Origin of the sequence: Providencia sp. PROV197, assembly GCF_028479625.1 — a bacterium.
GTDB classification, from domain to species: Bacteria; Pseudomonadota; Gammaproteobacteria; order Enterobacterales; family Enterobacteriaceae; genus Providencia; species Providencia vermicola.
On the sequence record NZ_JAMPNZ010000012.1, the window covers coordinates 46,656 to 61,384 of the forward strand.

Below are 14,729 nucleotides of genomic sequence, written 5' to 3' on the forward strand. Positions count from 1 at the left end.
AATGGCTCAATAGAATAGAGGTTAATCTTGGTTTTCGTAGTTAAATATCGGTAATCCAAGTCGGTAGCGAATTGCGATTAAGCGTGCACTTAACCCGACAACAAGGGTAATAATAACGACGATATCTTGGGGGAGTGGGGTTTGTAACAAACCGATATAAATCCATGCGGCTGCGAAAGAGACCCCAGCATAGACTTCTTTTTGGAAAACCAAAGGAATGGTATTACACAGCATATCCCTAAGAACGCCACCAAATACACCAGTGATAACGGCAGCAATTGCGGCAATAATAGGGCTATAATTCATATCGAGCGCAATTTGAGCACCAAGAATAGAGAAAACGATTAGCCCAATGGCATCCAAAATAAGAAATAGGCGGCGCAAGTGTTTCATCATTGGCGCTATCCAAATGGTGACAACAGCTGCGCCAGCAACAGTTAGGATATATTCTGGGTGTGCGACCCAGCCTAATGGGTAGTGTCCAAGTAAGATATCACGCACAGAACCACCGCCTATAGCGGTTGCAGAGGCAATAATAATGACACCGAAGACATCCATTTTACGTCTACCAGCTGCCAGAGCGCCTGTCATTGCTTCAGCGGTGATACCTATAATATAAAGCACACTTAATAACATAATGGTTTTATTCAATATTAAAGTTATTGCTAAAGGGTAATATTACTTTTGAAATTTCTCGACTGAGATTTTCTAGTACCATGCAAATTAGATTAGTTAAAGTAATCCGATAGCTATATTAAATGATGTGAAAGGATAACAGATTGAATAGTAAATTGCCTTATAAAGAAACACGTTTAACAAACGATAATCGGAGCCACCAACTTACGAACATTAATGTATGGACACCTGATAGCTTGTGGATAGCTTATGACATTCGACCAAATGGCAGTTCATTTACGGGTTTATCGATAGAAAAAATTCATGTAAATACATTGGAAGAAGTCGAAATTTATCGAGCTAACTATGGGGCGCATGTTGGTGTCGTGACAGTAAGTTCACAACACCCCCCTCAATATGCATTCATTCATGGCCCAGAATACCCTGATGAGCAATGGTATTATGACTTTCATCATCGCCGTGGTGTATATGTCCATGACATTCAACTGAATGTGGCTTGTCCTATTGATGCGATGTGTATTTCACCGCCTTATATTGCAGGTGCACTGAGAGGGGGGACTCATGTCCATGTGTATAGTCCTGATGGTAAATGGTTAAGTTTTACGTATAACGACCATGTGATGCATGAGTTAGATGTGACGTTGGATCAACGGAATGTGGCTATTGCTGTACCCGCAGGGGCTGTTAATGTTGAGCCAAAAAAACATAAACGTGAGTATAATGGGGACTACTTTTGTTGTGTTGTGAGCCAGACGATTGCAGAACCTAAGCCTGATAGTGATGAAATTAGCCGTGCCTATGAAGAAGGTTGGGTTGGGCAACGAGGTTACCAAAAGCAAGATGGTCAATGGCAAGAAAGGGCACTTGTTTTTATTGGGGATACACATACTCAGGATGGTGAGGTCATTCCTGAAATTTTCATTGTGGATTTACCTTCACAGCCTCAATGTTGTATGGTTGCAGGGGAAAAACCACTTCAGGGGACGGAGTTGAGTCTGCCTGCACCACCAAAAGGTGTACATCAAAAGCGGCTTACTTATACGCATCAGCGTAAGTATCCAGGTTTAGCAAAACAGCCGAGGCATTGGCTTCGTACTTCACCAGATGGTAAATCAATAGCTTGTTTGATGCATGATGATTTTGGCAACGTGCAGTTATGGTTAGTTAATAGTGTAACGGGGGAGTTAAATCAAATCACTCATGGTGATTCTTCAATACAATCTGCATTTAATTGGGATAGTAAAGGTGAGCATATTTGCTTCGTGTACGACAACAGTGTGACCATTTGCCATGTTGCGACACAAACGTTAATTAGATTAACTGAGCGTACTGAACAAGCGCCTAGCGCTGATGCGGTCGTTTTTTCTCCGAATGATAAACTTATCGCATTCATGCGAGACATAGAAGGTTTTAGACAACTTTATACCGTAGAAACGGGTTTACATTGTTAGAATAATATCAGCAGGTCACTATAATTATGAATAAAAGAGAAGTAGTAAGCTCTTTTATTCATAAATGACTTTATTTTATTCTGAATTATACTCTAATTATTTTATATTTTAATAAGGTAATTTTTTAAGTTGGATATTCAACACGAAAATATTTCAGATAAGTGTCGTTAAATATTGCATTTTCGAAAATATAACAAGAAAAATTGGTGTCACTAATAAATAGAAAATAACGCACTATATATCCCATTTTTAATTAGGGATTAAGATAGATTTCCAACCTGAATGAGTATTATTCTTTATTTTCTTTATTATTCAGACCTTCTAATCGCTTCTTAGGGGAGTCCTCTTTTCCATCATCGCCTGATCTTGCATAGTCTAAAGGGATTAGAAGTGTATCCATAACAATAGAAAATGGGAGGTCAATCGCAAGTAGAGGCCTAACTACCCAGCCAGTTTCATCATCGTTCATCATTTTAATGCTATTTTTAGAGCCTGGGTAGTAACCATCAGAGGGACCTGCATGAGTCATAATACTTGAGCAGCCGCTTAAAAACAGCGGTGTGATAAGAGCAATTAATCGTGCTGCATGTAAACTCGGCATATGGTGGTTAACCTATATTTTGCTGATTATTCCTGATTTTCATTCATCATATCGAAAAACAAAAAATTCACAATCGCAGTGTTGTATTATTATTTAATTAAATGGCATACATTTTCTTAATTAATATTTAATTATATCTTATTGATGAAGATTGTTTCTTTTTTGTATTTATTTTATGAATTGTGAAGAACTTAGAAAAAGAAAGAATGATTATTTTGATATTTGTTATCAATCTGAAAATTCAAAGACATAGAGATTTTAATTCATTCTAAAGTGTGCTCTATGACACATCTTACTCTTTTTCTATTTGGCATAATCGATTCAGTAGTATGTTTTATCGCCGATATAGGCTTGGTTTCTGGGTAACTTGTCGTCAAAAGGATGCGGTCTATGAGTGAACTAGCTCTTACTGTAAGTTTGTTGGCGTTGGCTGCCGCTCTAGGGTTATGGATAGGAAACTGGAAAATCCGTAATGTTGGATTGGGAATTGGTGGTGTCCTTTTTGGCGGGATCATTGTCGGGCACTTCGCCCAAAGCTATGGCCTACAACTTAATAAGGACATGCTGCACTTTATTCAAGAATTCGGTTTAATCTTGTTCGTTTATACTATCGGTATTCAAGTTGGCCCTGGTTTTTTCTCTTCATTACGTGTTTCAGGTTTGAAGCTTAATGGTTTTGCATTAATGATTGTGGCTTTAGGCGCAATAGTTACAGCCATTATTTACAAAGTTGCCAATATTCCACTCCCCATTATTCTGGGTATTTTTTCAGGGGCAGTGACAAACACCCCATCTCTTGGGGCTGGCCAGCAAATTCTGACAGATTTAGGATCAGACCCAAACCTTGTAGGCCAAATGGGAATGGGTTATGCAATGGCCTATCCCATGGGGATCTGTGGAATATTATTGGTGATGTGGCTAGTGCGGATTATTTTCAGAATTTCAATCGATAAAGAAGACTCTGCCTTTAATAGTACCAATATCCAACAGCGCGATACATTGCAAACCATGAATATTGCGATCCGTAATGCCAACCTTGATGGCTTAATGATGCAAGATATTCCATTGCTCGGTAGTGAAGCGATTGTGTGTTCAAGGCTAAAACGTGGCGATATGCTGGTTGTTCCCCAGCCAACAACAGAAATTCATTTAGGTGATTTACTGCATGTTGTTGGGCAAAAAGATGACCTAAACAAAGTACGCTTAATATTAGGAGAGGAAGTTGATGCCTCTTTATCTACATCAAGTTCCATTTTGCATTCTGTTCGCGTAGTGATTACTAATGATGCTGTATTGAGTAAAAGGCTTAAAGACCTGAACTTAAAACAAAAATATGATGTTGTTGTCACACGATTAAACCGAACAGGGATTGATTTAGTTGCGAATAATAATTCAGTACTGCAATTCGGCGACATTTTAAATATTGTTGGGCGGCCAGAGTCCATTGAAGCTGTCACAGCGTTGCTAGGAAATGCCAAACAAAAATTACAGCAGGTGCAAATGTTACCTGTCTTTCTAGGTATAGGACTTGGTGTGGTTCTTGGTTCAATTCCTGTTTTTGTGCCTGGTTTCCCCGCCGCATTAAAATTGGGGCTCGCTGGTGGACCGCTAGTTGTTGCACTGATTCTAGGTCGAATTGGTACTATTGGACGCCTGTATTGGTTTATGCCTCCAAGTGCTAATCTTGCATTAAGAGAGCTTGGCATTGTGATGTTCCTTGCTGTTGTTGGGCTAAATTCAGGTGGTGATTTTATTGAAACGCTGATCAGAGGCGATGGATTAACCTGGATTGGTTATGGGTTACTCATTACGTTTGTTCCCTTATTTATTACCGGTATTGTTGCCAGAGTGTTTGGTAAAATGAACTATTTGAGCTTATGTGGTGTATTAGCGGGCTCAATGACTGATCCTCCGGCGCTTGCATTTGCTAATAACATTCACCCAACGAGTGGTGCACCTGCGCTGTCTTACGCCACGGTATATCCATTAGCGATGTTTTTGCGGATTATTTCTCCACAATTAATTGCGATTCTATTTTGGACTCTTTAATGTTTACGATGATATGCGGAGTTTTTTCAATTGAAAGGTTAAAAATATTTAATATTTCAATTGGATAGTTAATCTGATGTAAGGTAGGGAGCACGACAGTGAAATGAGGTATCCGAACATATAGCAGCTAAAAGTGCTTTTGTTCAAGCTATAACCAAACAAAAAAGGTGTTCTAATAGATTTGAATGATATTCGTATTGAAAAAGTTATTTTATTTCAATTACGGAGTTCTCGCTAATTTTTCGCCCTCTCAATTTGAAAGGGCTTTTTTTTCTTAAAATTAGCGAGTCAGACGCAGTTAAAACAAGATTTCTATCTCGTCTAGCAAGTCACTTCCTGATATGCTTTTTCTAACTCTTCCGCTAATATTTTGATCCCTTGCTCTATTTTTTCTGGCTCAGGAACGTAATTCATTCGCATGCATTGGTGTGCATGTGGCCAGTCTTGTTCAATCCCAGGGAAGAAATAGTGCCCAGGTACCATCAGGACACCACGCTTTTTCAAACGTTGGTATAACTCTAAGCTATTAATTGGTAAGTCTTTAAACCATAGCCATAAGAAAATAGCGCCTTCTGGTTTGTGAATGAGGCATTTATCTTCGGGTATATAACGGCGAATGATCTTAATAGCTTCTTCAACACGTTGCTGGTAGAAAGGGCCAATAACATTCTTAGATAATGAGATTAAATCATCCCTTTTCAGCATTTCCAGTGCTAATGCAGGGCCTACACCACCAGGGGCGAGGCTAATAATACCGTTCATATTACTAACGGCTTCAATGATTTCTTCATTGGCAATTATGATACCGCAGCGAGTACCTGGTAAACCAAGCTTAGATAAGCTCATACAAAGAATGACATTTTCATTCCAAAATGGTGTAGCTTCACTAAAAATAATACCTGGAAAAGGTACACCATAAGCATTATCTATCAGCAATGGGATGTTGTGTTGTTTTGCTAATTGATCTAAGTGCTCAACTTCTTCATCTGTGATCACGTTCCCTGTTGGATTTGTAGGGCGAGATACACAAATAACACCAATATCATCAGTGACTTCTAAAGTATTAAAGTCAACACGATATTTAAATTGGCCATTAGGTAAATATTCAATTTGTGGTTTGTTCGCAACAAACAGGTCGTCATCAAGGCCTGAGTCCGCATACCCGACATATTCTGGGGCAAGAGGAAAGAGGACTTTACGAGTGATACCATCTTCAAAGCGACCGGCTAGCAGGTTAAATAGGTAGAAAAAAGCACTTTGGCTGCCATTTGCTAGCGCGATATTTTTCGCACTGATGTTCCAGCCTAGTTTTGCTTTTAGCGTTGCTGCAAGCGCTTTCAACATGGCATCTTTGCCTTGAGGACCATCATAGTTGCATAAAGTGTCCGTCAATTGGCCATTTGCACACATTTCAGTTAATAATTCTTGGAAGTATTTATCCATCTCAGGGATATGGGCGGGATTACCACCACCAAGCATGATGGAGCCAGGGGTTCTGATGCCCTCATTCAAGTCTTTCATTAATAATGAAATCCCTGAATTTTGAGCGAACTTATTACCAAATTTAGAAAATATCATTGCATTAATTCACATATGTCTATTAGGTTGTTAATGGAATTTAAAACATACTCTGCCCAATCCTAGAGTTCAACCGCTTATTTTTATTTAATTTCAATTTAAAATGTTGCAAATAAAGAAATAAATAGACATATAGTTTTTGATGTTGATGTTTTGATAGTTTATTTTTCTTTCCCAGCAGGGTGGTCCATCTATAAATTCTGAATCATTTAAATTGGTAACAGCTAATTAAGTGGTCATTTATCATGCCAGTGGCTTGCATGAAGGCATAACAGGTGATTGAGCCAACAAATTTAAATCCCCGTTTTTTGAGTGCGTTGGAGAGTTTTTTGGAAAGTTCTGTTTCCGCGGGGACTTGGGACGAACTTTCCCAGCGGTTGATTATTGGCTGTCCGTCGACAAATTCCCATAGAAAAGTTGAGAAGTCTTCTCCATTTTTTTGCATTGCTAAATAAGCGTTTGCATTTGCAATTATCGCATTGATCTTTAAGCGGTTACGAATAATTCGTGGGTCTTGCATTAATCGCTCAACATCGTCTTCATTCATCAATGCAATACGTTGGGGATCAAATTGGTGGAACAATTCCCGATAGTTTTTGCGTTTTTTTAAAATTGTGTACCAAGATAACCCTGCTTGCTGCCCTTCTAAACAAAGCATTTCAAATAAATGCTGATTATCATGGTTTGGTTTGCCCCATTCATCATCATGGTAGGCAATATATTCAGGATCTTGATTGACCCAATGACAACGTGTCGGTGATGTATCCATTTTTCATCCTTTTTCCAATCACAATCAACTTGCCTCAAAAACACAATACTTATACTGTATAAATAACCAGTTTAAAAGGGATGAAAGGATATTTTTTTATTTTTAGAATAAATACAGACATATTCAATGCTGTATATCTGTCGGTCAAAGGGTATACTGGCGTACTTTCATTAAATTTAACGTATCGCGTGCGGATCTAACATGCAAAAGTTTGATACCAAAACCTTCCAAGGTCTTATCCTGACATTACAGGATTATTGGGCGCGTCAAGGCTGTACCATTGTTCAACCACTGGACATGGAAGTCGGCGCAGGAACCTCCCATCCAATGACGTGTTTGCGTGCATTAGGCCCTGAGCCTATTGCTGCGGCTTATGTTCAACCCTCTCGTAGGCCAACTGATGGTCGCTATGGTGAGAACCCAAACCGTCTGCAACATTATTATCAGTTTCAGGTGATCATCAAACCATCACCAGACAACATCCAAGAACTGTACCTCGGCTCGTTGAAAGAGCTAGGGGTAGACCCAACTATTCATGATATCCGCTTTGTTGAAGATAACTGGGAAAACCCAACACTAGGTGCTTGGGGACTGGGTTGGGAAGTGTGGTTAAACGGGATGGAAGTCACTCAGTTTACCTACTTCCAACAAGTTGGTGGGCTTGAATGTAAACCTGTAACGGGTGAAATCACTTATGGTTTAGAACGCTTGGCAATGTACATCCAAGGTGTCGACAGTGTGTACGACCTTGTGTGGTGTGATGGCCCGTTAGGCAAAACCACTTACGGTGATATTTATCACCAAAATGAAGTTGAGCAATCCACCTATAACTTCGAATATGCAAATGTTGATTTTCTCTTCAAATGCTTCGAAGAATATGAGAAAGAAGCACAACATTTGTTAGCATTGGAAACTCCTCTTCCATTGCCTGCTTATGAACGTATCTTAAAAGCCGCTCATACTTTCAACTTACTGGATGCGCGTAAAGCCATTTCTGTTACTGAACGCCAACGCTATATTTTACGAATTCGTACCCTCACTAAAGGGGTCGCAGAAGCGTATTATGCTTCACGTGAAGCGCTTGGATTCCCTATGTGTCATAAGAACTAAGAGGCTGTCATGACTCAACAGACTTTCCTTGTGGAAATCGGTACCGAAGAGTTACCGCCGAAGGCTCTTCGTTCATTAGCTGAATCATTCGCTGTAAACTTTACCGCAGAGCTTGATGGAGCTGACATTGCTCACGGCGCAGTAACTTGGTTTGCTGCTCCGCGTCGTTTAGCGCTTAAAATCGCCGATTTAGCGGCATCACAACCTGATCGTGAAGTTGAAAAACGCGGCCCTGCTATTGCCCAAGCATTTGGTGCAGACGGACAGCCGACTAAAGCGGCGGAAGGCTGGGCGCGTGGTTGTGGTATTACTGTTGATCAAGCAGAGCGTTTGACGACAGATAAAGGCGAATGGTTACTGTATCGTGCGCAAATGAAAGGCCAAGCTGTCAGCGAATTGCTGGTGGATATGGTCAGCCGTTCATTAGCGAAACTGCCTATCCCTAAATTGATGCGTTGGGCAGATAAAGACACACAATTTGTGCGTCCTGTTCATACTGTTACACTGCTACTGGGTAGCGATGTTATTGACGGTGAAATTTTAGGCATTAAGAGCGCGAGAACGATTCGTGGTCACCGCTTTATGGGCGAACCTGAGTTTACGATTGATAATGCTGAGCAATATCCGGCTATTTTACGCGAACGCGGTAAAGTCATGGCGGATTACGAAGAGCGTAAAGCGGTTATCAAAGCCGACGCAGAAAAAGCGGCCCAAGCGTTGGGTGGAAAAGCAGACTTAACCGAAAGCTTATTAGAAGAAGTTGCTTCATTGGTTGAATGGCCAGTGGTATTAACTGCTAAATTTGAAGAGAAATTCTTAGAAGTTCCTTCAGAGGCGCTGGTTTATACTATGAAAGGCGACCAAAAATATTTCCCTGTTTATGATAACGCCGGCAATTTAATGCCAAATTTCATTTTCGTGGCGAATATTGAATCTTCCGATCCACAGCAGATTATTTCTGGTAACGAAAAAGTCGTTCGTCCTCGTCTAGCCGATGCGGAGTTTTTCTTTAAAACTGACCGTAAGCAACGTTTAGAAGATAATTTACCACGCCTAGAAACTGTCTTGTTCCAAAAACAATTAGGGACATTGCGTGATAAAACGGATCGTTTAGAAGCTTTAGCGGGTTGGATTGCAGGTAAAATTGGTGCGGATGTTAACCATGCAACTCGTGCAGGGTTATTAGCGAAATGTGATTTAATGACCAACATGGTCTTCGAATTTACTGATACACAAGGTGTCATGGGAATGCATTATGCACGCCATGATGGTGAATCAGAAGACGTTGCATTAGCACTTAAAGAGCAGTATCAACCACGTTTTGCTGGTGATGAGCTACCTTCTACTGATGTTTCTGCTGCATTAGCACTTGCAGAGAAGATGGACACATTAGCGGGTATCTTCGGAATCGGCCAGCACCCTAAAGGGGATAAAGACCCATTTGCTTTGCGTCGTGCCGCATTAGGTGTTCTGCGTATTATCGTTGAAAAAGGTTACCAGCTTGATTTAGTGGAAATGACTGAAGAGGCTGCACGTTTATACGGTGATAAATTAACCAACAAAGATGTAGTCAATGATGTGGTTGAATTTATGCTTGGCCGTTTCCGTTCTTGGTATCAAGAGCTAGGTTATAGCATTGATACCATTCAAGCGGTATTAGCGCGTCGTCCAACGCAGCCTGCTGACTTTGATGCACGCGTGAAAGCAGTTACGCATTTCCGTACATTGGAAGAAGCACAGGCCCTTGCGGCGGCAAATAAGCGAGTTTCAAATATTCTGAGTAAATCAGATGAGAAATTATCTGATACTGTTTTAGCATCCGTGCTGAAAACGCCAGAAGAAGTGAAACTGGCGACACATGTTGTTGTTCTGCAAGATAAGCTAGCACCAATGTTTGCAGAAAGAAACTATCAAGATGCACTTGCTGAGCTCGCTTCTTTACGTGATGTCGTTGATGAATTCTTTGAAAATGTCATGGTAATGGATGAAGATCAAGCTGTTCGAGTGAACCGTTTAACACTTTTAAGCCAGTTACGTGAGCTATTTTTAAAGGTGGCAGATATTTCTTTACTACAATAAGGCCAAATTGCACATTTAATGTGCAACTGAGTGTCTTTTTATAAAAGTTAATCTGTTTGATAAATAAGCGCTAAATTGTATTTAGCGCTTATTTTTGTAGTGAGTTTGGTAAAAGAACAAAGAAACCTTACCTTTTTGGTGGTTTTATCAGCAAATGAACGAGATTCGATAAAAATGGGTTGACGACCCCCATTCTTGGCAGTATTATTCACACCGTTTTCGGCGAGTAGCGCAGCTTGGTAGCGCAACTGGTTTGGGACCAGTGGGTCGGAGGTTCGAATCCTCTCTCGCCGACCAAATTCCAAAACCCACCTCATAGAGGTGGGTTTTCTCGTTTTAGCTCCTCGCAATTTTAAACCTTTCGATTATTATTTTTTCAGATTAACTTTGATTGCAACCTATTGCTGTATTTGGTGTTATACACACCTACGGTTTGAGTTTTCCTCATGAATTACGTACTGGCTACAATAAAGCTTATTTATTAGCTCAAGTTGTTTATGGCGCTGATAAAGGTATTTTTCATGACAAGGACTCGTTAATGAAAACCAAACATGTTACCCCCTCTATTTTTCTTATCCTTTACTTTGTTGCCCTAATAGCGGTGATACCAAAAGGTTTTGCAGCGCCAAATAGGCAAAATGCGGATGTGAGCCAGCTTACGCCCCTATCTTGTATCATTATTAACGTTCTTAATTTAATGGGTATGGAGCGGTTACCCAAGATTAAACCTAAGCAGATAAAAATCTGGCGTGGGATGATTGAAGGTCGATGTATGACTCCGTCTGAGTTACTTACCTATGCGGATTATATAAATACAGAGCTGATTAAAGCAGGTTATTTAACGTCTTATCTGTCTTACCCTGAACAACCCTTGTTTTTGGACATTTTACAGGCCGAGGTTATTACAGGGGCTATTTCGAATATTCATTATCAGGGGGGAGCCAATATTTTTCCTTTTGAAACGGGCGATGTTCTAAATTTACGACATATTGAACAGGGTTTGTATAATCTACAAAATGCAGCTTTAGTTCCTTACCATATTAATTTAGCGCCTGATGAGATGAATCCTCAGGCAACTGAGATTATTGTCGTTGGTGGGAATCAACGTGCTCAAAGAGGAACATTGTCTATTGAATATCGTCCTTTTGATAGCCAGCCTAAAGCCGTCATCTCTCATGATGTTATTTTTGCTAATCCGTTACGGATAAATGATTCGCTGTATTTAAATGCAAATCATTCTTTAGGTTCTTCGAATGGAAATAAGCTACAAGCTATCGCGCTTGGTTATTCGCTACCATACCGTTATTGGTTGTTTTCTCTTTATAGTCATTACCAAAATAGCCAAACAAAGATACCAATTAATGACATCGCATTGAAGATGCAGCAACGTAATCGGGCATTATTACTGACCGTACAATATATTTTTAATCGCACTGAAAATAGCGTTACTTTATTTAATGTTAGTTCGCAAATTCAAACTATTGATACCTTTTTAGCAGGGCAACGCCTGGTAACGCAAAGGCGGCTAGCGAGCTATTTGTCTGGTGAACTGATTTACCAGCACACTTTTTCACGAGGCCAAGCGACGGTATCTCTGAAATACAAACAAGGGAACCGTTTGTTTGGCGCCAATGCGACACAAATTACAGGGTTAGAACGGCCTCAAATTTACCAGCTATCATTTTCATCAGCTTGGGGAAGCACACCTATTTATTATCAGAATAGTTTAGATATCCAATTGAGCCGCTCTAAACTCGATGGATTATTAGAGCGAGAGGCTTTTTTGGGAAGAAACGGCGTGCAGGGTTTTCCAAATACAGATGGTATTGAGTTGGGGGACAATAGCTTAAAGCTACACAATGAAGTGAGTTGGGATATACCGAGGGAACAAACTCAGTTGTATAGTTCTATTGGAATGGGGGTAACGGCAAATGATAGAACAACATTTTGGCGAAAAAATGCCTTATTAGGCTGCAAGGCTGGAGTGAGGGGTTCAATAGGGGCAATCAATTATCATGTTTTCCTTGAAGCGCCTATTTGGCAAGTTAATCAGGTTGTTGCTAATAGCCTCCATTCAGGTATCCAAGCGAGTATGCGTTATTAGCCAATAATTTAACAATAGCATGAGAGGGAGGGGAGCGCCTTAGCCAATTGTAGCTTTTATCAACAATATCATAGAATTTTATGTATACAGCTTGAATGATTAAAAGGAACGCATAAAAATTATTTTATTCTTTAAGTTATCAATTGGTTAAAATTATGTTTAGCATGAACAGGCGAATGTTTTTAATATGGATAAAAAATAAACTAAATAATAACATGCTAAAATAATTTCAATCCTCATTTCCTTCAGTGTTTTATTTCAGCAGCTATTGGGTAAAGCGCTATATTCGTTCAGTAATTCAGCACTTAATCACAAATATAAAAATAAATAACCCCAACACAAAACACTAATCATTACTAATAATATGGTTATAATGCCTGCTTATTGGCTTCGTTATTGCTATTTTAGCCTAAATTAGCATGCTAATTGTTTCTAATATGTTACGAGTTTTGTGTGTAGTGAGTCAATGCAGCTATTGACGAAGTGAGTGACAGTTGATTAATTGCTCAATGAATAACAAAAATACAGATACTACTTCTGTCATTTTAATGGCGGGGTTAGTCATCGAGCAAAAACAACATGAACACCACAGGAGCATACAGATGCGCTCTATTAAAAAAACAGGTCTACTTTCAGTAGGATTAACACTAGCAGCATTAGCAGTGTCGGCATCAGTACAAGCTAAAACATTAGTGTACTGTTCAGAAGGTTCGCCAGAAGGCTTTAACCCTCAGTTATTTACGTCTGGTACAACATACGATGCAAGTTCAATTCCGCTGTATAATCGTTTAGTTGAGTTTAAATTAGGTACTACAGAGATTGAGCCAGGCTTAGCAGAGAGCTGGGAAGTGAGTGATGATGGAAAAGTGTATACCTTCCACCTACGCAAAGGCGTGAAATGGCACTCAAACAAAGAATTCAAACCAACTCGTGACCTCAATGCGGATGATGTTATCTATACATTCATGCGTCAAAAAGATGCAAACCACCCATATCATAAAGTTTCTGGCGGTAGCTATGAGTACTTCATGGGAATGGATATGGATAAAATTATCGATAAAGTTGAAAAAGTCGATGATAACACAGTAAAAATTACACTAACTCGCCCTGAAGCACCATTCTTAGCGGATATGGCAATGGACTTCGCTTCCATTTTGTCTGCGGAATATGCTGACCAAATGTTGAAAGCAGGAACCCCTGAAAAAGTTGACTTAAACCCTATCGGAACGGGCCCTTTTGTTTTACAACAGTATCAAAAAGACTCCCGCATTTTATATAAAGCGAATGACCAATATTGGGGAACAAAACCAAAACTTGATCGCTTAGTGTTTTCAATCACGCCTGATGCTTCAGTACGTTATGCGAAACTGCAAAAAAATGAATGCCAAGTTATGCCATATCCAAATCCAGCTGACTTAGAGCGCATGAAACAAGACAAAGATATTACCTTGTTAGAGCAACCAGGTCTGAACGTGGGGTACCTCTCTTATAACGTAGAGAAAAAACCACTGGATAATCAAAAGGTTCGTCAAGCATTGTCAATGGCAGTGAATAAAGATGCGATCATCGAAGCGGTTTACCAAGGTGCAGGCCAAAAAGCGAAAAACCTGATCCCACCAACCATGTGGAGCTATAACGATGCCGTGAAGGATTATGAATATAATCCAGAAAAAGCCAAAGCACTGTTAGCAGAAGCAGGTTTCCCGAATGGGTTTGAAATTGATTTGTGGGCGATGCCAGTTCAGCGCCCATATAACCCAAATGCACGCCGCATGGCCGAAATGATCCAAGCAGACTGGGCGAAAGTTGGCGTGAAATCAAAAGTTGTTAGCTATGAGTGGGGTGAATACCTCAAGCGTGCTAAAGACGGTGAGCCACAAACGGTCATGATGGGTTGGACGGGTGACAATGGGGATCCAGACAACTTCTTTGCCACATTATTTAGCTGTGCTGCGAAAAAACAAGGCTCTAACTACTCCAAATGGTGTAACGAAAGCTTTGAAAACCTGATCCAGCCTGCTCGTATGACGGCAGATCATAACAAACGTGTTGAACTGTACAAACAAGCACAAGTCGTCATGCATGACCAAGCGCCAGCGCTGATCATTGCTCACTCAACTGTGTTTGAACCAGTGCGTAAAGAAGTGAAAGGCTATGTGGTTGATCCACTAGGTAAGCACCACTTCGAAAACGTCGACATCGAGAAGTAATCGTATCTAATCTGTCTATGCCCTTCGTTGCTGGTTTGGAACGAAGGGCGTTTTCTTCTTTAAAAGAAGCAGAGAAGTTCAGTTGTTTGTGAGCACCCAGAAAAGTGATTTTCTGAGTAGCCAAACGGACTAAGAGCCGTCA

10 protein-coding genes and 1 tRNA gene are annotated in these 14,729 nt (G+C 40.1%); 7 read left to right on the plus strand and 4 right to left on the minus strand.

The genetic code is table 11. The features are described 5' to 3' along the window. Positions 1–21: 21 nt before the first annotated feature. Positions 22–636, minus strand: a complete 615-nt coding sequence (locus PR808_RS06055) for a trimeric intracellular cation channel family protein (RefSeq protein ID WP_206085224.1) — start codon at positions 634–636, stop codon at positions 22–24. A gap of 143 nt (positions 637–779) precedes the next feature. On the opposite strand from PR808_RS06055, the gene PR808_RS06060 reads away from it, so the two are divergent. Further along, positions 780–2,087, plus strand: a complete 1,308-nt coding sequence (locus PR808_RS06060) for a DUF3748 domain-containing protein (protein WP_272538930.1) — start codon at positions 780–782, stop codon at positions 2,085–2,087. A 289-nt stretch (positions 2,088–2,376) separates the two neighbouring features. On the opposite strand, the gene PR808_RS06065 is transcribed toward PR808_RS06060, so the two are convergent. Then, a complete protein-coding gene (locus PR808_RS06065; RefSeq protein ID WP_206084861.1) occupies positions 2,377–2,688 on the minus strand; it encodes a YceK/YidQ family lipoprotein in 312 nt (103 codons plus the stop codon). Positions 2,689–3,078: 390 nt separating this feature from the next. Here PR808_RS06065 and PR808_RS06070 point away from each other — a divergent pair, with 390 nt between their 5' ends. Next, positions 3,079–4,737, plus strand: a complete 1,659-nt coding sequence (locus PR808_RS06070) for a putative transporter (RefSeq protein WP_206084859.1) — start codon at positions 3,079–3,081, stop codon at positions 4,735–4,737. 321 nt (positions 4,738–5,058) lie between these two features. On the opposite strand, the gene PR808_RS06075 is transcribed toward PR808_RS06070, so the two are convergent. Both PR808_RS06075 and PR808_RS06080 read right to left on the minus strand, forming a co-directional pair. Further along, the gene (locus PR808_RS06075; RefSeq protein ID WP_206084856.1) at positions 5,059–6,315 is read right to left on the minus strand and encodes a valine--pyruvate transaminase; all 1,257 of its coding nucleotides are present in this window, start codon (positions 6,313–6,315) and stop codon (positions 5,059–5,061) included. Positions 6,316–6,520: 205 nt separating this feature from the next. After that, positions 6,521–7,084 (minus strand): DNA-3-methyladenine glycosylase I, encoded by a 564-nt coding sequence (locus tag PR808_RS06080; RefSeq protein WP_206084855.1) that lies wholly within the window; start codon positions 7,082–7,084, stop codon positions 6,521–6,523. Positions 7,085–7,285: 201 nt separating this feature from the next. On the opposite strand from PR808_RS06080, the gene glyQ reads away from it, so the two are divergent. The 5 genes from glyQ (at position 7,286) to dppA (ending at position 14,587) form a co-directional block, all read left to right on the plus strand. Then, the gene (gene glyQ, locus PR808_RS06085) at positions 7,286–8,194 is read left to right on the plus strand and encodes a glycine--tRNA ligase subunit alpha (RefSeq protein ID WP_206084853.1); all 909 of its coding nucleotides are present in this window, start codon (positions 7,286–7,288) and stop codon (positions 8,192–8,194) included. Between the two features lie 9 nt (positions 8,195–8,203). Further along, the gene (glyS, locus tag PR808_RS06090) at positions 8,204–10,273 is read left to right on the plus strand and encodes a glycine--tRNA ligase subunit beta (protein ID WP_272538931.1); all 2,070 of its coding nucleotides are present in this window, start codon (positions 8,204–8,206) and stop codon (positions 10,271–10,273) included. A gap of 220 nt (positions 10,274–10,493) precedes the next feature. Further along, a tRNA-Pro gene (locus tag PR808_RS06095) sits at positions 10,494–10,570 on the plus strand. Positions 10,571–10,811: 241 nt separating this feature from the next. Further along, a complete protein-coding gene (locus PR808_RS06100; protein WP_272538932.1) occupies positions 10,812–12,377 on the plus strand; it encodes a ShlB/FhaC/HecB family hemolysin secretion/activation protein in 1,566 nt (521 codons plus the stop codon). Between the two features lie 602 nt (positions 12,378–12,979). After that, complete coding sequence (gene dppA, locus PR808_RS06105) at positions 12,980–14,587, plus strand: dipeptide ABC transporter periplasmic-binding protein DppA (protein WP_272538933.1); 1,608 nt, start codon at positions 12,980–12,982, stop codon at positions 14,585–14,587. Positions 14,588–14,729 lie beyond the last annotated feature (142 nt).